Source organism: Pseudoalteromonas sp. B62 (assembly GCF_037162565.1).
Classification (GTDB): Bacteria; Pseudomonadota; Gammaproteobacteria; order Enterobacterales; family Alteromonadaceae; genus Pseudoalteromonas; species Pseudoalteromonas fuliginea.
The window spans coordinates 2,839,437-2,861,002 of the sequence record NZ_JARLVB010000002.1 but is presented as its reverse complement, the minus strand read 5'-3'; the positions used below and the strand labels follow the sequence as shown (position 1 = coordinate 2,861,002).

Annotated in this window: 14 protein-coding genes and 1 pseudogene; 5 read left to right on the top strand and 10 right to left on the bottom strand. The window is 38.7% G+C overall.

Going from position 1 to position 21,566, the window contains the following annotated elements:
* Position 1 precedes the first annotated feature (1 nt).
* From galK to P4S71_RS17355, 5 genes are read right to left on the bottom strand one after another with little or no spacing between them, the layout of a single operon-like run.
* The gene (galK, locus tag P4S71_RS17375) at positions 2-1,156 is read right to left on the bottom strand and encodes a galactokinase (protein ID WP_337151125.1); all 1,155 of its coding nucleotides are present in this window, start codon (positions 1,154-1,156) and stop codon (positions 2-4) included.
* Entirely contained in the window at positions 1,153-2,208 is a 1,056-nt protein-coding gene (locus P4S71_RS17370; protein ID WP_337151124.1) for a UDP-glucose--hexose-1-phosphate uridylyltransferase, read from the bottom strand. The genes galK and P4S71_RS17370 overlap by 4 nt, the downstream gene beginning before the upstream one ends.
* A gap of 12 nt (positions 2,209-2,220) precedes the next feature.
* Positions 2,221-3,303 carry a glycoside hydrolase family 117 protein gene (locus P4S71_RS17365; RefSeq protein WP_337151123.1) on the bottom strand — a complete coding sequence of 361 codons (1,083 nt, stop codon included), beginning with the start codon at positions 3,301-3,303 and terminating at the stop codon, positions 2,221-2,223.
* Between the two features lie 9 nt (positions 3,304-3,312).
* Positions 3,313-4,251, bottom strand: a complete 939-nt coding sequence (locus tag P4S71_RS17360) for a sugar kinase (RefSeq protein ID WP_033031699.1) — start codon at positions 4,249-4,251, stop codon at positions 3,313-3,315.
* A complete protein-coding gene (locus P4S71_RS17355; RefSeq protein WP_337151122.1) occupies positions 4,248-5,843 on the bottom strand; it encodes an MFS transporter in 1,596 nt (531 codons plus the stop codon). The genes P4S71_RS17360 and P4S71_RS17355 overlap by 4 nt, the downstream gene beginning before the upstream one ends.
* A 321-nt stretch (positions 5,844-6,164) precedes the next feature.
* On the opposite strand from P4S71_RS17355, the pseudogene P4S71_RS17345 reads away from it, so the two are divergent.
* From P4S71_RS17345 to P4S71_RS17335, 3 genes and pseudogenes are all read left to right on the top strand, one after another.
* Positions 6,165-8,503: pseudogene (locus P4S71_RS17345) on the top strand (agarase).
* 170 nt (positions 8,504-8,673) lie between these two features.
* A complete protein-coding gene (locus P4S71_RS17340) occupies positions 8,674-9,288 on the top strand; it encodes a GntR family transcriptional regulator (protein WP_337151119.1) in 615 nt (204 codons plus the stop codon).
* An 804-nt stretch (positions 9,289-10,092) separates the two neighbouring features.
* Positions 10,093-12,243 carry a multiheme c-type cytochrome gene (locus P4S71_RS17335; protein WP_337151118.1) on the top strand — a complete coding sequence of 717 codons (2,151 nt, stop codon included), beginning with the start codon at positions 10,093-10,095 and terminating at the stop codon, positions 12,241-12,243.
* A gap of 159 nt (positions 12,244-12,402) precedes the next feature.
* Here the strand turns inward: P4S71_RS17335 and P4S71_RS17330 are convergent, their stop codons facing one another.
* The 5 genes from P4S71_RS17330 to P4S71_RS17310 form a co-directional block, all read right to left on the bottom strand.
* Positions 12,403-13,002: a DUF1287 domain-containing protein gene (locus P4S71_RS17330; RefSeq protein ID WP_337151117.1), complete on the bottom strand. Its 600-nt coding sequence runs from the start codon at positions 13,000-13,002 to the stop codon at positions 12,403-12,405.
* 69 nt (positions 13,003-13,071) lie between these two features.
* On the bottom strand, positions 13,072-13,794 hold the full coding sequence (locus P4S71_RS17325) for a SapC family protein (RefSeq protein WP_337151116.1): 723 nt from the start codon (positions 13,792-13,794) through the stop codon (positions 13,072-13,074).
* A 23-nt stretch (positions 13,795-13,817) separates the two neighbouring features.
* Positions 13,818-15,371, bottom strand: coding sequence for a tryptophan halogenase family protein (locus tag P4S71_RS17320; protein WP_337151115.1), 1,554 nt, complete (start codon positions 15,369-15,371; stop codon positions 13,818-13,820).
* Positions 15,372-15,444: 73 nt separating this feature from the next.
* Entirely contained in the window at positions 15,445-18,216 is a 2,772-nt protein-coding gene (locus P4S71_RS17315; RefSeq protein WP_337151114.1) for a TonB-dependent receptor, read from the bottom strand.
* Between the two features lie 251 nt (positions 18,217-18,467).
* Positions 18,468-19,235: an IclR family transcriptional regulator gene (locus P4S71_RS17310; RefSeq protein WP_096793013.1), complete on the bottom strand. Its 768-nt coding sequence runs from the start codon at positions 19,233-19,235 to the stop codon at positions 18,468-18,470.
* Positions 19,236-19,469: 234 nt separating this feature from the next.
* On the opposite strand from P4S71_RS17310, the gene P4S71_RS17305 reads away from it, so the two are divergent.
* Complete coding sequence (locus P4S71_RS17305; RefSeq protein WP_096793012.1) at positions 19,470-20,243, top strand: phytanoyl-CoA dioxygenase family protein; 774 nt, start codon at positions 19,470-19,472, stop codon at positions 20,241-20,243.
* 77 nt (positions 20,244-20,320) lie between these two features.
* Entirely contained in the window at positions 20,321-21,424 is a 1,104-nt protein-coding gene (locus P4S71_RS17300) for a 6-bladed beta-propeller (RefSeq protein WP_337151113.1), read from the top strand.
* Positions 21,425-21,566: the final 142 nt, after the last annotated feature.

Here is a 21,566-nt window from a genome sequence, read left to right as displayed (position 1 = left end):
CTCACGCTCTTATGAGTGATACACCAGCAGACGGTAAGCTGGTATAAATAGACTCTTTCAAGCCTGTTAAACGCTCGTATTGCGACTCAACAGCAGCAATAACATCTTTTACCAGTATATTGGGTACAAATGCGACGACACACCCGCCAAAGCCTCCACCAGTCATTCTTACACCACCATTGTTTTGTATTACTTGGCTAATAATATCCACCAATGTGTCTATTTGCGGTGTAGTTATTTCAAATAAATCACGCATAGAGCCATGGCTTTGAGCCATTAATGTACTAAGTTTCGTTATGTCGTTATGAGTAAAAGCCTGCATAGCTTCAAGGGTGCGGAGATTTTCATAAACAATGTGCTCTACACGTTTAGCAACGTCTTTATTTAGCATATGTTTTTGCGATTCATACTCCTCAATACTCACCTCACGTAAACTTGACTTCGAAAAAGCTTTAGCGCCGCTATAGCATTGCTCGCGTCGAAGGTTATACTCGCTATCGAGTAAGCCGCGTTTAACGTTGGAATTAATCATTAAAATGGTCATAGCAGGGTCAATGCTCACTTCCACTAAATCAAGTGAGCGGCAATCTATCCCTAGTGCTTTACCTTGTGTACCACACGCCGATATAAGCTGATCCATAATTCCACAGTTACACCCTACAAAGTTGTTCTCTGCTGCTTGTGCTATTTTTGCAATCTCTTTACGTTCAATAAACAATTCACATAAATGATTAAACGCATAAGCAATACCTACCTCAAGTGCAGCCGATGAGCTAAGACCAGCTCCTTGCGGGACATTACCTGTGATGCATATGTCGCAGCCACTGAGTTGATGATTTCGTTTTTGCAGTTCATCAACTACGCCGCGAACATAATTACTCCACGTTTGCGTACTGTGGCTATTAAGCGGTTTATTTACTAAAAAGTTGTCGGTTTGGTTATCGCAATCAAGTGCAAGTACATTTACTACATCGTCAGTTCGAGGTGACACTGCAATGTAAGTAGCGTATTCAATGGCACAAGGCAGTACAAAACCGTCATTGTAATCGGTGTGCTCACCAATTAAATTAACACGCCCAGGGGCTTTGACAACAAAGTCGGCATCGCATCCAAAGTGGTTTAAAAAAGCTAACCGTGCGCTTTGTTCAACATTCATTTAGTGTTCTCTTTATAATGCGTTAGTGATTGTTTCTTCAAAATAGTGGCAGCTTGCTCGGGTGTTATATCACGCTGTGCTTCGGCCATCATTTCGTAACCAACCATAAATTTTTTAACACTGGCTGATCGTAGTAATGGCGGTAAAAACTGCGCATGTAATTGCCAAAATAAGTGGCTTTGACCATCATAAGGCGCGCCATGCCAGCCCATAGAGTAAGGGAACGAGCACTGAAATAAGTTATCGTAACGAGTCGTTATATTTTTAATAATTTCAGCTAGAGTACTTTGTTGAGCGTCTGTCAGCTCTATCATTTGAGTAACCGCAAACCGAGGTAATAGCAGTGTTTCAAATGGCCATGCAGCCCAATAAGGAACAACCACAAGCCAATCATCGTTTACACATACTACGCGTTCATTTAATTCCAACTCACGTTTTGCGTAATCGAGCAATAAACTACTGCCATACTGTTTATAATAGTTACTAAGGTTTGTATGCTTACGTGCAACCAAACTCGGTAATTTATTTTGTGCCCAAATTTGACCATGTGGATGCGGGTTAGAGCATCCCATTACAGCGCCTTTATTTTCAAATACCTGAACCCAGTTGTAAGTTTTTGATAACTCTTGGCATTGCTCTTGCCATGTGCTTACTACATTTGTAATTTGCGAAACACTGAGCTCTGGTAGTGTTTTTGCATGATTAGGCGAAAAACAAATAACACGCGCAGTGCCACGCTCTGTATGCATGCTAAATAGGGGATCGGTTTGCTCCACATCAGGCACACCTTCACGCAAGGCGGCAAAGTCATTAGTAAACACAAAGGTGTTTTTGTAATCTGGATTTACTTCGCCGTTAATACGCGTATTGCCTTTACATAAAAAACAGCTTTCGTCGTATTCTGGTTTAACCTCAATATCTACACTTTCTTCTTGACCTTGCCATGGGCGTTTAGCCCTGTGTGGCGACACCAACACATATTCATTTAATAATGGGTTTAAACGCCGATGTGGATGCTCTGTCGGGTCAAATTGATTTTGTTGCTCACTCATTGTTTACTTTCCCTAGTTACTGTTTTGAAAGGTACCAGCGTCGAGCACTTGCTTACGAGGAGTAAAACGACAAATATAGTTCCAGTTCCAACTGGCATCGTATTTATGGCACAAGCCCCAACTAATGCCTGGCGCTGGGTTTTGATCAAACCCTTGTGCAGGTCTATATAAGCCAATTGCTTCTGGACCGCCTTTTATATGCGCCATAATTTCAAAATTAATACCGTCCTGAGCAAATTGAATAGTATTTTTTTCAGGGCCATCGGTTGTTAGCAAACTAGCAATACCACCTTTGTAATTCCAAACAACGACCTCATGACCGCTATTAGAAATAGGGTTGTAAGGCGATTTAACATAAGGCCCTAATACATCATCAGCAATAGCAACACCGTGTTTGATTTCACGACCACCAAAGTTCATTCCCTCACCTTGGGTCTCACCTTTGTAATACAAGTAAAATTTGTTATTAAAAAATACTAAACATGGATCGTGTACTTTATGGCTATCAAAACTACCTTTAGCTGTTACTGCAAAGCGATTGTCTTCATCACCGTGCCATTGACCATCTTTACTTGGGCTAACAATAGGTTCAGGTGATTTAATCCAAGGACCAAAAGGGGTATCGCAATGCGCTATGGCAATATGCTCATATTGGCGATTGGTGTACGGTGTTTGTACCGTTTGATACACCAAGTAATACTTACCTTGATGCGCGAATACTTCAGGGGTAAAAATAGCGCGATCGTCATAGTTACCATCGTCGCCTCGACTCACAGCGACCCCTTGCTCTTGCCACGTTATGCTATCTTTTGACGTTGCATGCCAAACTTGCGTTAAATCCCAAGGAAACACTTTTGCACTTGAGTCTTGTGCATTAAAACCAACTGTTTCTCCCTCACCTTTGGTGTACCAACAATGATAAACACCATCAATGTATAAAACAGATGAAGGATCGCGACGTATAACCCCTTCTTCATAGGCAAAATCACCCAGCAACGGTTCCACATCAAATTCTGTCAGCCACTGCGGGCCATATTTATCGTATCCACGCTCTATTGAACGCTTACTTGCTAAACTTAATTTTTTATCAGACATGTTAATTCCTTACTTACCTAGGCTTATATTTAGCGACTGGTATACGTCAAGAGGTAAAATCGCGCCTTGATGCTGCACAACTTGTGAGGCAACATTGTCAGCCATTTCTAATGCATTTTGAGGGTTTTGGGCGCACATTCTTGCGGCTAAGTAGGTTCCCGCAAATGAGTCACCTGCCGCTGTACTATCAACTTGCTTTGCAGCGGGTGTAAACGGACATGACGCTTTAAGATCATCTTTGCAATAAACCTGCATCCCGGCACTACCAGCTTTAATAACAATTTCGTCGATATCAAATTGTGTACAGTACTTAACAATCTCTGCACTGCTTGAATGACCGAATAACACACGGTGATCATCAAGACCTGGTAAAACTACATTACTAAGCGCATAAGCACGCTCTAGCCATTCAATAGCGTGGCTTTTTGATTGCCACATACGCGCGCGATAATTAGGGTCGAACGCAATTGTGCAGCCTTGTTTTTTAAAATCAGCTAATAATGTGAGTAAACCTTGTTTAGATTCATCATCTAAAATACCTAAACTAATGCCACTGAAAAACACCCAGTCTGATTCTTTCAAACCTAAATTAAATGGCTTTTGAGTATATAAACTCATCATATGCTTCGCTGCTGATTGATTACGCCAATAATCAAAGCTTCGCTCACCATCAGCATCCGTTGAAATAGCGTAAATACCCACGTTATAGTCTGCTGTTGTAATCACGTTTTGCGTGCTAATACCTTCTTGTTGCCAACATTTGAGCATATTGGCACTCAGTACGTCGCTACCTACAGCTGTAAATAGCGCGCAATTTAGTGTGTTTGCAAAACGCTTTGCATACACAAGAGCATTGTAAGTATCGCCCGCAAAAGACTGCTTACATTCGCTAATACCTGTTGGTACTAGCTCGACCATACATTCGCCAATAGCGAGTAAAGTACTCACACACCCTCCTGTACTTTTTTAGTGTGTAGACCTTCTAGGTAGACTTCAATTTCTTCTATCGATTTATTTTTAGTCTCTGGCATAAACTTAAATAGCAATGCAAAGCCGGCAACACCCGATACGGTATAAAGTAAAAAGATGTTTGCAGCGCCTAAATTACTTAGCTGCCATGGGAAAAACTGCTGAACAAAATAGCTAATTACACTGGCAATAAATGCGAAGGTAGGAATGGCCACACCTCGAATACGAGTCGGGAATATTTCAGAAAATATCACCCACATAATTGGCCCAATCGAAAAGTGAAAGGCTGCAATAAAGCCCGCTATACCAAATGATATAAGTGGCGCGTTTATAGTTGCTGCGCGTGAAATTAAATCGCTTTCAAATAATTGCTGTTGCGAAGCAGTAAGTACGCTCGCTAGTGCTTGCTTAAATTCAATATCACTGTGATACACAGTACCAATTATGTGCTCCAGTCCTGTAATAGAATTTAACGCTGAAAACGAGGCTATATCCTCAGCCGACAAACTATATTCTGCCTGGCTAAAGCCTAAATAACACATAAACAAACTAATTGTTGCAGCAGCTAATCCCCAAATAACAAGGGGTCTGCGCCCTAACTTATCTATCAAAGCAATAGCTACCACAGTAAATACAATACTGACTAAACCAATTAAAACAGCGTTAAAAAAAGCCGCATCAGTGCCGACTCCCAGTTGTTCAAACACCGTTGGAGCATAAAACATTATGGCGTTAATCCCCGTCACTTGCTGCACAATAGCAATAGTAAAAGCAATAATGACAGCGGCGCGAACACGACTTTCGAGTAGTTGTTTAAATGAAGAAAAATACCCACCTGTTTCGCTGTAATCAACCAAGCTCTCTTTAATACTCTTAAGTTGCTCTTGGGCCAATTCAGTATTTTTATTTAAACGATGCAAGATAGTTATAGCGCGTGTTTCGTTGCCTTTCATAACTAACCAACGCGGGCTTTGAGGAATAGTAAATAATAATAAAAACCATAAAACAGCAGGAACAATCTCAACGCCTAGCATCCAGCGCCATAAATTATCTTGCACATTCCACTGTGTTACCCACTCAAAATTACTGTGAGCTAAATCAACAAGTAAGTAGTTAGCAAAATACGCTGCGGATAATCCAACAACAATATTTATTTGAATCATAGACACTAATTTACCACGGTACTTAGACGGTGCAACTTCACCTATATACATAGCAGCGACCGATAAAGACGTGAATGCTAATCCACCTATAAAACGAGCAGCAACTAATAGCTCGTAACTTGGCGCTAAAACCGATGCAATTGCCGACAGTATGTATATAAACGCAATGCCTATTAAAGTATTTTTTCGGCCAAACATATTGCATATGTAACCGGTAATGACTAAAGCAAATAGCACACCAAAACCAGGTGCACTCACGACTGTGCCAATTTGAATGTCTGATAAATTGAATTCTGCCGATACAAAACGAACCGTACCTGAAATAAGAGCAGCGTCTAATCCAAATATAAAGCCACCAAAGGCGACAATAAATGCAAAGAAAAACACATTACGTTTACTACCATTCATACTTCAATCCAACTTTGTTGTTATTGTGTGTTACTTTATGTAGAGAATAAAGTAAGGGGTTGTGCTAAATTATATATTGTTAACAATTAACCATGGGTGTGATTTCGAGAGTATTTTAAAATTAATATACTTGCAACCTATATTTTAAAGAACGTTACTTTATGTTCATTTGTTTTGTAATAAATATAAAAAAATAATTAAATAAAATCATTACCTTACTGGTGTACATTCTAAAAAGTTAAAATTGCACATTGTTAACAATTTTCAAATTTGTTTTTTTAATGTATGGTATGTTAAATTGTAATTAAAGGTTAAACAGCAATGACATATAAAAAGAACATACTCCTCACATCGCTCTTGCTTGCGTTAAGTGCCTGTAATCAAGAAGACGTTAAAGTTGATCGCCCCACAACAGATGCCGTACAGATTAAATCTACTAATACATTAATGTATTTATTTGCAGATGACACTCACCATACAGCGACGTCTGTTGATTACCAAAGTAATTCCGCTGTAGTAAAAAATGAAAACTCGGTTTTAAATGTACAGTTTCAATCTAAGAAAAACTCGTACGCTAGTATTGTTTTTTCACCGGAAAAACCTTGGGATTGGAGTGAATTTAATGATTTCAATCTTGCCTTTGAATTGGCAAACCCGGGAACACACTCTGTACAAATTTATTTAGATATCTCCGATATTGACGGTGCTAACTATACGCGTAGCGTTAATGTGCCGGTAGGTGGATACAACACGTATTACGCAAAACTTGACGGCCACGACCTTGCAACGCCCGATGGCAAAGAAAATGTAGAACTTAACTTTACTTCTGGTCTTCGCTCTAACCCAGATACGTGGGAGTCTGATGAGGTACAGTTTATTTCTATGTGGGGTAAAAAAATCTCAACTTAAAAGGCATCGCTAAAATAGCAATTAGCGTGCAAAGTACATTACATGACAAAGAGCTGGCAATAAAATCTATTTCACTTCGTAAAAACCCTCAATTTAATACCGCTTTTTTAACCAAAATTGTTGATGAATTTGGCCAAAATGCAAAACAAGAATTTGCAGGGAAAGTACATTCAGAAGCCGAGCTATTGAGCGACAAAAAACAAGAAGCAACACAGTTACTTTCTAAACGCCCTACTAATCGCTCACGCTTTGGTGGCTGGGCAAAAGGTCCAAAATTAGAAGCGACTGGTTATTTTAGAACGGCTAAATACAATGATAAATGGTCATTAGTCGACCCTGATGGCTATTTATATCTTGCAACTGGCATTGATATTATTCGTCTTGCAAACTCAACAACACTGACGGGTTACGATTTTGATCAAGCGTTGTTAGCTAAACCAGCTGATGCCGGTGTAACACCTGAGGATTCAAAAGGTTTAAACCAAGTAAATAAAGAAGCGCTTAAAAGCCGCTTTGTAGCGTCACAAGTGCGTAAAAATTTATTTGAATGGCTACCTGATTATAGCGATCCACTCGGTAAACATTTTGGCTATCGTAAAAGTGCGCATTCGGGTCCGTTAGAACACGGTGAAACATATAGCTTCTACGCTGCTAATTTAGAACGCAAATATGGTCAAAATAATGCAGATTACATGCAAAAATGGCGAGAAGTTACCCTCGATAGAATGATTACATGGGGCTTTAGTTCATTAGGCAACTGGACAGATCCGAGCTACTACGATAATCAAAAAGTGCCCTATTTTGCCAATGGTTGGATTATAGGTGATTTTAAAACCGTATCAAGCGGCAACGATTTTTGGGGAGCCATGCCGGATGTATTCGACCCTGAATTTACAGTGCGTGCTAACGAAACCGTTAGTGTTGTTGCAAAAGAAGTTAAAAATTCGCCTTGGGCAGTAGGTGTATTCATTGATAACGAAAAAAGCTTTGGCCGCCCTGATTCTGTTAAAAGCCATTATGGTATTGTAATAAACACATTAGGCCGTGATGCTAAAACAGTGCCTACTAAAGCTGAATTTTCTCGCTTAATGAAAGAAAAATATACTGATGTCGCTAAACTTAATAAGGTATGGCACTTAAACTTAGCCTCATGGGTTGAGTTTGACAAAGGTGTAACGGTTGATATAAAAAATGAAGAGCAGCTTGTCGATTTTTCTATATTACTCACCGCCTATGCTGATAAGTACTTTAGTGTGGTAAATGCCGCTATGGATAAATACCTACCAAATCATATGTATTTAGGTGCGCGTTTTCCTGATTGGGGCATGCCTATAGAAGTTGTTAAAGCCTCGGCTAAATATGTTGATGTAATAAGTTTTAACGCATACAAAGAAGGTCTAAGGGATGACAAGTGGGCGTTTTTATCACAATTTGACAAACCCGCTATAATTGGTGAGTTTCATGTTGGTTCATCTGATTCAGGATTATTTCATCCTGGGTTAATACATGCTGCTAATCAACAAGACAGAGCAAATATGTATACCGATTATATGAACTCAGTGATCGACAACCCCTACTTTATAGGTGCTCATTGGTTTCAGTATATAGATTCTCCGATTACAGGCAGAGCTTACGATGGCGAAAATTATAACGTAGGCTTTATAAGTGTCACTGATAGACCCTACATTGAAATGATTGAAGCCGCTAAAGCGATGAATGAGTCTATGTATGAGCGACGATTTAAAAAATAATTGCACATTCATCATTTAATTGTACATTTATTGGTCTGTTGTAATGTGTTAACAATAGACCATTCCTTTTTTTATATACACTGAGATAAGTACATGATCTTAACTCGAATAACGACTATTTTTTAACCGTAGCTAAGGTCACATAAAGTAAATTAAATCTAGGAATAAATATGGCTGGTAACAGAGCAACAAAAATTTTGTCTGTAAAAGATCAAATCGCTGAACAATTACGTTCAGATATAATCTCTGGTGAAATGCCACCACAAACTAAGTTAAATGAAAAAGAGCTGGCTGAGCGCTTTGGTCTCTCCAGAGGTCCAATTCGAGATGTGATTTTGCAATTAACAAAAGAAGGTCTGTTGATTTCGCGAAACAATTGCGGTGCATCAGTCAACAGCGTACTAGAGCCTAAGTTACAACGTTTAATGATTAAACTTCGCCGCAGCATAGAAGAGTATGCAATAACTGAGTTAAACGGTAATTTAACTGATCAAAACATTGCAGAACTTGAAGGTATCTTAGCATCTATAGAAGATGCACTCGACCGCGAAGATTACACCGAAGTGACTAAAATCGATATCTCATTTCACCAATACTTAATTTATCAAGCGGGTGGTGAAGAGTTAGTTAATATTTGGTACCCGTATGTCATGCGTATGCGTTTAAATTATAAACGCATCACCTCAAGCTCTGAATGTGTAAACGAGCATCGCGCTATTTTAGAAGCACTAAAAGCACAAGATAGCGCCGCAGCAATTAAAGCCGTAAAACATAATATCAAGTGATGAAATAAACTTTATGCTTAATCAACGCCACTGCAAATCGAATTTAAAGTCAGTAGTAATAAATTAACTAAGCTGAATCTTGTTTAAGAAATTGAACTAAGTGCCTGTCCCGAGTTCCGAACTTTCGCTCAAGAACGATTGGATAAACAAGGAACAGGCATGATTAAAACTGTTGAATTAGTTTTCGATGTCGATGTCGATGTCGACGATTTTTGCAAAATACTCCCTCAATGAAACAAACAATTACTCGACGATGACACTCAAAAATGTCAACGACCAGTGAAGTTATGACCTTAGTTATGTCTCACTTATATACAAAAATGAATTTTACAATTTAGTCAGCTATACCCGACTATTAGCGTTTATGCCCAAGGTCATTATATCGATGTAACTTAATAACTTATAAAGCTGCATCGCTGTGTTATCTAACATCTAATTACTCTTAAATATTAATGCTAATGAAGTTTAATATTTGATGTCTTTTTGTTATTGTTAACGGTTGACAATCATGCTTTTATCAATGGTCAATATAAATCTCCAATTCGAACTAATTAAGATTAAGGGTCGTACTATTTCAAATCACGAGGAATAGAGTATTTGATAAGGGTTGCAAGTGTGATCAGGATTTAAAGCACCAATAATATTATAAAGTTTCACTTAAAAATAACTATTTTAGTTATACAGGGCTTGATAACGGCGAGTCTCACTTTTCAACTATTACCAAGACAAGCTCTGTTGATTGCAATGAAATACATAAATAAATCTCAAGCGAGAATTTAATACTTGCTAATATAAATAAAGACTATGGATCGAGTCCAAAATGATAAATATAATAAAGAGCCTCTTTGCTATTCTTTTTTATGCAGCTGTTTTTCAGCTATTGCAAACGATGAATGCCAGTCTTGTCATCAAAAACAAACCCGTGATTGGAAACAATCAGATCATGCAAGTTCAATGGCTTTAGCCAATAAAGATACCGTGCTTGGGGATTTTAATAATGTAACTACTACCCACTTTTCCCAAAAAGCCGTGTTTTATAAAGAAAAAGATGCCTTTTTAATTGATTTGACCGAGCAAGGCACTAAAAAAACGTACACCGTAAATTATGTATTTGGTTTTGACCCGCTGCAACAGTATTTAATTGAAGTTGAAAAAGGTAAGTACCAAGTATTTCCTTTTGCATGGGATAGTCGCGCCAAAGCACTTGGCGGGCAGCGTTGGTATGCCAACTACGCTAACGAGGATGTAAAACCGAACGACCGTCTACATTGGCTACAACCTCTACAAAACTGGAACGGTATGTGCGCCGATTGCCATTCGGATAATTTAAAGCGTAATTACAATACTGAAAAAGAAAACTTTGATACGCACTTTTCAAATATAAATGTGGGCTGTAAATCTTGCCACAATAATATAACGGACGAACATAAAACTAAAAAAATCATAAAGGCAGCTCAAACAAGCCCAACCAATATGTCGCAGTGGAAAATTATCGGCGATAATAAAATTGCTACTTGGCAAGGTGAGCCCCGCGATAACAGCTTTATGCAAGGCTGTTATGCGTGCCACTCGCTTAGAAGCCCGCTTACTGATGGTTTTGATAACAACCAAGCGTTTTTGGACCAATTTAGTCCTTCATTTTTAGAACCTAACTTGTATCACGCCGATGGCCAAATTAAAGAAGAAGTGTATGTATTTGGCTCTTTTGCACAAAGTAAAATGTACAAAGCCGGTGTTAACTGCGTTGACTGCCACGATAAACACACTATGAAAGTTAAAACAAAAACGAATGGATTGTGTTTACAATGCCATAGTGCCAGTGAATACAACAAGCCCGAGCATCATCGTCATAAAGAACAATCTACCGGTGCGCAATGTGTTAATTGCCATATGCCTACAACTAGGTACATGGGCGTTGATGACAGGCGCGACCATAGCTTTAAAATTCCGCGCCCTGATATATCAATAAAATACGATACACCCAATGCGTGTGTGCAATGCCACGACGGTCAAACAAACGAATGGGCAGCAAGCACGCTTGAAAAATGGCATGGTAAAGCACCGGCATTAAGTGCAAGTGAGCACAGTATGCTTGAGTTACGCTCACTCAAAGCCATATCGCAAAATGCACATATGCGCTTAATTAATGACTTTTCGTTAAACGAAATAGATCGCGCCAGTGCGATTGCTTATTTAGGCAATTCAGGGGCTGAGCTAAACGATGCCACAGTAAAAAGTTGGGTTAATTCACCGCTTCCGCTTATTCGCTTGGCGATTGCTAAAGTAGGTTTTTTACTGCCCGAAGCAGAGCGCTTAAAAAGCTACAAACAACTATTAACCGACAAATTAAAGTCGGTGCGTGTTGCCGCAGCGCAAAACCTAAGCCAAACAGCAACGCAAATAAGCGGGCTTAATCAATCAATTATAGAGCTTGCACACGCTAATACTGTAAATACATGGCGCGGTGAAGGTAACATCAATCAAAGTATGCTCGCGCTTAATAAACAAGACATAAACGGCGCTATAAAGTCGTTACAAAAAGGCATTAGCGTTGATCCTTACTTTGATGCAAGTTATGTGAATCTAGCCGACATTTATTACCGACTTGGCCAAACAGAAAAAATGCAAAGCGTGCTTAATAATGGTTTAACAGCAGTAGCTACCTCTGCGCCGCTACATTATGCAAATGGTATGGCGCTTATTAGAAGCGGTAACAAACCCGCTGCTGTTGGCTCATTCAAACACGCAATGGCACTTGAAAGTAACAACGTGCAATACGCTTACTTGTACTTTTTAGCACTTGATAGCATTGGCGCAACAGCGCAGGCCGTGAGTGAGTTAAAATCCAAAATCAGCACATATAATAATGCAGTAAAGCTAAAAAGCTTAGGAATGAGCTTTACTAAAAAGCTGAAAAATGCAGAAGGTTATCAATTTTTTAAGCAGTTAAAGTAGGTTTTACCTCTGTAAAAGAGAAACTTATGTAATATAGTAATTATCTATTACTCAAATACAGAATTACATAAGCAAAATTCACACTTAGCACTTAACAACTAAGATACAAAATTTACACCTTATCAATAATGCCGTTTTCTTTCCTAAAAAATAGATTACTTAATTAAATGAATTTGTGTACTTTTCAGGCAAAAATCTATAATGCCCTGTAATTTTATAGGCAAAAAGGATATCGCTTTTTTCAGGCCCTCGCCCAATGTTATGTACAATCAACGGACTACCAGAACGTGTATCTTGCTCTTTAATAACCATACCAATGTGCGGCAAATTACCTGGCAGCATCCACGTTACAATGTCACCCGTTTTATAGTCGTTCACGTTACTTGATTTAGCGAGCACTTGGCCATGATTTTTAAAGTAAGCCTGTAAGTTTGGCACTCGGCGGTGATCTATATTTTTATCCGGTTTGGTTAAACCCCAAATACGCTTAGAGGGATATAGCTCAAAGCTTTTTAGCATGTCCTCATGCACAAGCTTTTGCAAATCAATACCTAAAAGTCGATATGATCGAATAACTACGTCGGTACACACCCCAACATTAGCGGGCACATCGCCACCTGGATACGCAATAGAGCGATAAGACCCATCGTAGGTAACGTTATGTGTTGTTCTTTCAAGTAATGCAGTTACCATATCTTCTTCAAACGAGGCTGTATTTAGATTTAACGTCGTAGCTAAAAATAGAGTTAGCTTAATCATACAAATTCCTTTTAAAAATAGTTTAATGATCAAATTACGCTAATAGAGATACATAAACAACACTACTGTTCAATCACCGCAATGTAACCATTTTACTAATTTTTTAACATGCCCGCTTGAACATAAGATTAGATGGCAAGCTTGTATATAACCCATTGAGTGCAAAATATTTAGTGTTTCTGCAGGTAGTTGCTGTAGTGTCTCTGCGGCAATAGAATATAAGCCATTGTAGCCTTGTGTTTTGCCATTTGGTTTAGTGATGTTTAGCTGCACTGCTTCAATTAAATCGTGTTTTAGTAAAGTATTGATAAAAGCGGTTGTACGTTCGCCGCCATGCATAAGCTTTATCAATTGCTCACTCACATTATTTAAATATGTGGTTGGCTCCCCTGTTTCGTTAAATAACCGTGTTCCCTCACTATTATTTACTCTTGGGTGTTGTTCGTTAATTGTAACAGCGAGATCTGTTTGCTCGGTCTTGTTAGTAAGTTTATTTCCTATTCCTAACTTAAATGGTTGTCGCTGTAAGTGTAAAGGTACGTATGTGGCATGCCATATATCATTTTGTAAAAATAAGTTTTGCCCCTCATCAAAGCCAGTTAAAGCATATAGTTCAAACTGGCCAGTTTGATTGTTCTTCATAAAATAGACTGGGTAGTCTAATGCAAGTTGAGCAAGCTCATCGGCAACAACCGGAATGTAGTTTACTGCTTCGCCGTATTGTGCACCGCGTTCAGTTTTAATGCGAGTGTGCTTATGTGTATTTTTATCGAGTAATACTGAGTTTGTCATAGTGTGTCGCTCTTATGTTTTAACTATATTTGCTGCATACCAAATTGATTAATTTGCGCTAATAATGCTTTATTGGTAGGTAATTTATTAAGTAATTTTTGGGTGTATTGCTGGTTGTTGTTAACAAGCGCAATGGCCTTTTTAAAATAACTTTCTGAGTTGCCATACAGTTCGCTTGAGCCTGTAAACCCCATGCCATACATCACATATTGATAGCTTGCTGCTGGAAACACTTCTTGTGAATGATCAAAGTGGTTATCGCTTGGTGTATGAAATTCCCAAAGTGATAAGTTATCTTTTAAGCTTTGTGGAATAGTATTTTGATGACAGTGCGCTTGCCAAAATGGGCTGTCGGTTCGTTTACTCAACATATAATGTAACTTTAAAAAGTCGATTATTCGCTCCCATCGGTAATTAAATGTGCGGTTAAAACGCTGCGCGGTTATATTCATTACATGCCTATTGGCCGGAAATTGCTGCGCAACAAAATTGGCTGATATTTCTACCAGTAATAAAGCAGAGGCTTCCAGTGGCTCCAAAAAACCAGCTGAGAGGCCTACTGCGACACAGTTTTTATGCCAAAATTTTTCACGATGTCCTGGTTCGAAACTAAGCTTTTTAACTTTGTATTCGCTTTGCTGATCTTTATTAATATTTAAGTAATCAAATAATTGCTGCTTAGCATCTTCATCACTAATGTGTTTACTAGAGTACACATGCCCTATTCCACGGCGTGTTTGTAATCCTATATCCCAAATCCAGCCCGATGTTTGTGCTGTAGATAAAGTATGCGAGCATATTGGTTCGTCATCTTTGTATGGCATGTGTATGGCAAGCGCACTATCAGCAAATAATACTTCTTTACAAGATTTAAACCCCACCCCTAAGTTCTCACCTAGTAATAACGATTTAAAACCACTGCAATCGATAAATAGATCCCCTGCTATCTCTATTTTATTATTTAGGCTAACGCTTTTAATATCGCCATTTGTGCAATTGTTTACACCGACGACAGTGCCTACAATGTGTTTAACATTAAGATTATCAATGCAGTGGTTTTTTAAGAATGTAGCGAATAAGCCTGCATCCAAGTGATAAGCATAATTTGCTATTGCACTAAATTCGGGGGTGGTGATTTGTTTGGGAGCTAATCCGCTTTCGCATATTGATTGCTGCGCGCTTACATACTGGGCAAAAGGAGGTTGTGCGTTATTAATATTAAGCCAACTGGTGGCTAAATTATTTTCAAACATCCCCGCAGGTAGCTCAAGCGGGTGATAATAGTAATCATCATTTTCTCCGGTTACCCACTTAGCAAATTTAGCACCTTGCTTAAACGATACATTACATTTTTTAATAAATTCAGTTTCACGAATACCCATGTCTTTAAGGGTTCTGCGCATTGTAGGCCAAGTTCCTTCGCCAACGCCAACTGTAGGAATATCTGAGGACTCTAACAGCGTTATATTTATTTTTTTGCTGTGATGTTTTTGCAAATACGCCGCAATTATTCCTGCACTTAGCCATCCTGCAGTTCCACCGCCAACTATTACTATTGATTTAATATCATCGTTCATAGCAACCTCGTTAGTTAAAAGGCAAAAACGACAGCGCTGAGCTGTCGTTTTGTATTATTTGTCAAAAACTAACTTACCATTTAGCACTTAAGCCAATGCTAAAGCGCGGACCATATTGCTCAGCAGATACTAATTGCTCTGCAAAACGACCATGGCGGCGTGTTGTTTCATTCGTTAAATTAAGTGCATCAAAGCTAACACCCAAAGTGTCGTTAATGGTGTAATTAAAACTAAAATCTAGCTGACCATACGCCTCTGTAAATGTGGGCTCAGTTCCCAAAGACAGTAAGAAATCATCGCGCCAGTTATAGGCTAAACGTACTTGGTAATCATCGTTTTCGTAAAAGCCGACCAAATTACCTGAATCGCTTAGTCCTGCTAGTGCAATTGTTTGGTCAAAATCATACGGTTTAAACGATTCATCGCTATTCACTATCGTATAATTAGCAACCACGCCAAAGCCTGTATCAGGCACCATGTACTGCGCATTTAATTCCCAACCATCTACTTCACGATTTTGAAGATTATCTGGCGTTGCAATATCAAATGTAACAATCGGGTCTGACGCTTGGCTTAAACATGCTGGGTTAGGTGTATCTGAACTATCAGGACAACCAGGGCGGGGGTTAACACTTGGATCGCGTAACGGCTCGCCATTTACATCATTTAGCGTACCTTGCACTACGCCTGCACCAATGAAGTTTTCAACAAACTTTTTAAAGTAACCAACTGATGCATAGCTTCCGTCGTCTCCATACCACTCAACTGAGAAATCAAAGTTATCTGACGTAATTGGCAATAAGTTAGGGTTACCTTGCGATGCATTAAACGGTCCTTCAGGACGGGCGTTAATGGTAGTTGATGGGAACATACCACCAATACCTGCACGAGCTAATGTACGACTATATGAAAAACGAGTTTTAAAGCCGTCATCTAAGTCGGCGCTTATATCAAAGTTTGGTAATATACGTGTATAACCGCCTTCAAGCTCCTGCGGTGTTGCTGTTGCAGCAAATACAGGGCGAAGCTCTTCAGCATGACGATAGTTAAAAGCAACAACCCCAGGCTTGACTGAATAACCTGTTACATCGGTGTCTTCGTAGCGCACACCGACATTCATATCAATTGGAATATCGTTAAATTCGGTTTTAAGATCAAATGATACATATATCGCGAGCGTTTGCTCCTCAACCCCATTTGTAGAAATATTTGGCTCAATAAATAATCCTTCATCTCTGACAATATCTACAAAATCGTTGGCACTGTAACGTGGAATAAATGGAAATAGCTGATCCGAACCTGAAAACTCATCAGCAAAGTCACCTTGTTCATCAAAGGTTAGCCCTAGGTTGTCTAGAGGAATATCGACAAATGAGAACTGCTCAGAAAGATAAGTATCAATTTGATAATCGGTATACATTACACCAAAATTTATAGCGCTGAGTGCCCCACTCTTCAAATTCTCCCATTGCCCACTTGCATGATACTGCTTAATGGTATTTTTCATTTCATAGCCACGGCGCTGATATAAATCTGACACAATATTAGCTGGGTTGTAAGCCCCACCCGCCAATGTTGAATCATCAACCCCAATACTCGGAATATCACCAGAGAAGTTAGCATTGATGGATTTAACCGAACCTGGGACATTCTTTAAATTTGCAATTGTTTCAGCTGTATCACCATCTGGGTTTGAGTGTGATGTAGAGTTATGAGCGTCCAACGTAAGTTTCAATGAATCGCTTGCTTGCCACGCTAAATTTAAGCCTAATGAATCGTTTTCTTTTTCTTCGTAAAGCTCCCACGCCCAAAAATTCAACTCATCATTTGCATTTTTAATATCGACTAAAGTGCCATTTTCATCGGCGGTGCCTGTTGGGTTATCGAACCAAAATGCCATTTTATTTGTGTTACTAATTTCTTCAAAGCGCGATAAAGTGTAATCAAGTGTAGCCGTTAAGTTGTCACTAGGAGCATACTGTAAAACCAACTGCGCATTTTGGCGTTCTCGCTTAGTTTCAAAGCGCTCCATTTCTGGCGTCCAAGGTACCCAATAAGTACCCGTTGGATTAACTGTGGTATCAATTGCACTGCTATCAATACCGGCAGCATTTGCTCGGTTACGTACCCAACCTTGCGATGTGCCTACGCGCTCTCGGCCACTTTCTCGCTCTGAATGCGACAGCGCAAGTAAAACACCAAACGTATCATCAGCGAATGTTTGGCTAACCATTCCCGAAATTTCTGGTGTTACGTTTGATTTCTCTGAGCTGGTGTCTTTAATTGCCTTTGCATTTGCAAATGCTTTAAAACCGTCAAAATCAAATGGTTTTGCTGTATTTATATTAATGGTTGCGCCAATACCGCCTGAGGCTACATTAGCTTTACCCGTTTTATAAACTGATACACCCGACACACTTTCAGCCGCGATTTCTCTAAAGTTAAAGCTGCGAGAAACTCCCGCTTCTTGTAAAACCGAAGAGTTTGGCATTTGACGACCATTTAAGGTTACTAAATTAAAGCCAGGACCAAAACCCCGAACACTAACTTGGTTGCCCTCATTGTTTGCACGGTCGATTGATACACCACTAATACGTTGCAGCGATTCAGCTAAGTTAGTATCAGGTAACTTACCAATGTCCTCTGCTGATATAGCATCTACGACGCCTGATGAATCTTGCTTTATTGAAGCAGATTTACTTAATGCGCTTCTGATACCTGTTACTTGGATAACTTCAACATCACTTTGTACAGTTGTCTCGTTTTCCTGTGCGGCATAACTTACAGGAGAAGTTATCAGCATTGCTGCGCAAATCGCATTTAATTTAAATTGTCTGTTAGTCATTTTTGCACCTAAATATTGTGTTTATTACGTGTAATCGTTGACGGATTATTTACGGGATGCTTATTGTTATTATAATATTGTTAACAATTAACTTTACAATAAATTAGTTTAGCTAATTAAGTCAAACAAATTGACCATTTATTTTACAGTTAGCGTTGGTTTTTTATTCGACATTGTAAGCAAGTAGTAAAGTACTGAGACTTATGCATGACTGTTGAGCGGGTTGCTCCCTACAAAAGCGCTAGTTGGTATTAGCGCTCTAATAATGAGGTTATTTTTTGGGCGGTATTTTTAAGCTCGCTAATTACACTGTGTTTATTAGCGTGAGTGTTTAGGGTTGAGTCAAAAGAAGAAATGGTCAATGCAGCTATTAAATTTGCATTAGGCCTGCCAATTAAGACACTAAAATCGTGTACTCCGGCGATAAGTGGATTGCTTTGCATTATGTGCCCTTGCACTTTGATTGTATTTAGCTCATTTAATAATACTTTATAGGCGTCTTTACTAGCACTGTAAATTTCATCGTGTTCGATAAGCATTTGCCGCACTTCGTCATTACTGTTGGCTAAAAGCAGTTTACCAGCGCTTGAGCTACTAAGTGGAAATAAAGCCCCCTCTGCAATACTCAAATGCATAGGGCTTTTGCTACGCGCTTGCACTACCACCATAGCTTGGCTTTGATAAAGCATACTTAGATGACATGACTGTTCAATATTTACAGCTAGATCTTCCATATGTGGCAAGGCCGATTTTAGTACATTATCCATTGGTGAAATACTTCGCGATAAATTATACAACTTTAATGACAAATGATATCGACCAGAGGTTTCAGAGCGAATTAGATAACCGCGTTTTTCAAGCCCAACAAGTACTCTATAGACTTCGTTAGGTGTTTTTAAAATACCAGCCGCTATCTCACTTTGTGTACAAGGCCTTTTATTTTTTGCTAAAAATTCTAATATATCCAACCCCTTATCTAAAGCAGGAACTGCATATTTAGTTTTTGATTTATCGTTCATTTGTACTTATTTATGCCTTTTAAAATTGATAAACAATATGTTTGTTTATATATAAATTTAAAACTTTTTTTAGCTTTAAATTTTTAATAATGGTTTAAAATCAATAACTTAATGAAAAAAAATTCATTCGTATATGAATTCTATATTTTTATATAAATTACGCTTGACCTAGATGCTTAACCGAGCAACTATTGTTAACAATATACAACTGCAAGAGAAAATGGAACTACATTTATGTCACACACTTATTTAACACCACAACAAATAGCTGATTTTCACCGTGATGGTTATATTATTGTCAAAAATTACTACAGCGCTGATGAAATTGAGCTACTACAACAAACTGCTTTTAATGACGATACACTCTATGAACGAGCATGGGACAAAAAAGACGCCGATGGCGCTGTAAGTAAAGTCTGTTTATGGCAAAAAACAGGCGACGATTTATACAGTATGTTTTCTCGCGGTCGTCGCTTAATTGAAGTATGCGAAACACTTATTGGCGAAGAGGTGTACCACACCAGCACTAAAATTATGATGAAAGAACCATTTGTAGGTGGCGCCTGGGAATGGCACCAAGATTTTGGCTACTGGCATCGTGATAATTACATGCTTTATCCAAAATCAATTAGCTGTATGGTCGCCATTAATAAAGCGACGCAAGAAAATGGTTGCTTGCAAGTACTTAAAGGCTCACATCATTTAGGACGATTGGATCACAGTAAAACCGGTGACCAAAAAGGCGCCTGTTTAGAGTTTGTAGAAGAAGCAATGAAGTACCATGAACTTATGAATGTAGAACTTGAACCAGGTGATGTACTGTTTTTCCACTGTAATTTACTGCATAAATCAAATCAAAACCGCGCTGCCGAACCTCGTTGGTCAATGATCAGTGCTTACAATGCGATTAGCAACCAACCATTTAAAGAAAACGAAGCTGTTTATTATCCTTTAAATCGCGTTAACGATGATGCTATTTTAAATTTTAAAGCAAAAGAACGCACTTAAAGTAACCTTCTAGCCTAAACCAGTTTATGCATTATAGCCCAATGCATAAGCTGGTTTTTTTATATGGAAAATTCTGTATGTTAACCTCAGAGCAAAAACACCTTATACCTCACGCTACTCCTAAAAATGACGAAGACCCACACGGGAAAATAATTGGCCAAGGTAAATTTAAATACAAAATAGACGCCCACTGGGGAAAGTTAAACCCCAATAAATACCCTATAGAAAATTGTCATGCGATGGTGATGGACTCACAAGGGAGAATATTTATGATCACCGATAACACGACTAATAATATTTTAGTGTATAGCCAAAACGGTGAATTACTTGACGCTTTTGGAAGCTCTTTTCCTGGTGGACACGCTATAAAAATTGTAAAAGAAGGCGAGCAAGAATTTTTATACGTTGTAGATAGTGGCTGGATTGTTAATCGCCACTGGGATGGTCACAGCACAGAGCAATGGGATAGCCCTACTAACAATGTCATTCCACAGTCTGGCTTTATTGCCAAAATGACCTTAGATGGCAAACTAATATACAGTATCGGCCATCCACAAACGTGCGGTGCTTATAAACCTGAGCAACCTTTTCGCCCTACTGACATTGCCATTGCCCCCAATGGGAATTTATATGTCACCGATGGTTATGGCAGCGACTTTTTACTGCATTATGATAAACAAGGTCGCTATATAAACCATTGGGGCGGTCACCATAATGAAGACAAAAATTACAATTTACACAACACCCATGGGGTTGAAGTAGACTTACGTGATCCCTTAAATCCTACATTAATAGTAAGCTCTCGTTTTGAGCAATGTTTAAAAGTATTTTCGTTTGATGGTAAGTACCTTAATAGAATTAGCGCTAATGGGGCATATATTGGCGGTCCCGTGTTCAAAGGTGAACTATTTTATGCACCTGTTTGCTGGTCGCATATTGACAATAAAAATGCTGACGACTCTGGCTTTATTAGTATATTTGATAAAAGTAACACGCTAATAGCTAATTTAGGGGCACCGCAACCGCAGTATATAAATGGAGAACTACAGCCGATGCAAAGTAACGGGAACATTTTTAATCACGTGCATTGTATTTGCGTAGATCAAGACAACAACTTATATGTAGGTCAGTGGAACTCCTCTAAAACATACCCAATTAAATTAATAAAACAGTCATGCTAAGTTTAACGCTCTGAGAATAGTGTTTATTTTTAATAATGAGTACCTTGTACTCATTGTAAAGCATAAAACTCACAGGCTTAACAGCAAAAATACACCTAAAGCCATTCCCAACATATTTAGTATTAGTTTATTTGTATTGTGT

What these genes read in the sequence shown, in the direction of transcription:
- P4S71_RS17370 (WP_337151124.1), bottom strand. Translation starts at nt 2,208, where the DNA reads ATGAGTGAGCAACAAAATCAATTTGACCCGACAGAGCATCCACATCGG.
- P4S71_RS17310 (WP_096793013.1), bottom strand. Translation starts at nt 19,235, where the DNA reads ATGAACGATAAATCAAAAACTAAATATGCAGTTCCTGCTTTAGATAAG.
- P4S71_RS17330 (WP_337151117.1), bottom strand. Translation starts at nt 13,002, where the DNA reads ATGATTAAGCTAACTCTATTTTTAGCTACGACGTTAAATCTAAATACA.
- P4S71_RS17305 (WP_096793012.1), top strand. Translation starts at nt 19,470, where the DNA reads ATGTCACACACTTATTTAACACCACAACAAATAGCTGATTTTCACCGT.
- P4S71_RS17325 (WP_337151116.1), bottom strand. Translation starts at nt 13,794, where the DNA reads ATGACAAACTCAGTATTACTCGATAAAAATACACATAAGCACACTCGC.
- galK (WP_337151125.1), bottom strand. Translation starts at nt 1,156, where the DNA reads ATGAATGTTGAACAAAGCGCACGGTTAGCTTTTTTAAACCACTTTGGA.
- P4S71_RS17320 (WP_337151115.1), bottom strand. Translation starts at nt 15,371, where the DNA reads ATGAACGATGATATTAAATCAATAGTAATAGTTGGCGGTGGAACTGCA.
- P4S71_RS17315 (WP_337151114.1), bottom strand. Translation starts at nt 18,216, where the DNA reads ATGACTAACAGACAATTTAAATTAAATGCGATTTGCGCAGCAATGCTG.
- P4S71_RS17365 (WP_337151123.1), bottom strand. Translation starts at nt 3,303, where the DNA reads ATGTCTGATAAAAAATTAAGTTTAGCAAGTAAGCGTTCAATAGAGCGT.
- P4S71_RS17335 (WP_337151118.1), top strand. Translation starts at nt 10,093, where the DNA reads ATGGATCGAGTCCAAAATGATAAATATAATAAAGAGCCTCTTTGCTAT.
- P4S71_RS17300 (WP_337151113.1), top strand. Translation starts at nt 20,321, where the DNA reads ATGTTAACCTCAGAGCAAAAACACCTTATACCTCACGCTACTCCTAAA.
- P4S71_RS17355 (WP_337151122.1), bottom strand. Translation starts at nt 5,843, where the DNA reads ATGAATGGTAGTAAACGTAATGTGTTTTTCTTTGCATTTATTGTCGCC.
- P4S71_RS17340 (WP_337151119.1), top strand. Translation starts at nt 8,674, where the DNA reads ATGGCTGGTAACAGAGCAACAAAAATTTTGTCTGTAAAAGATCAAATC.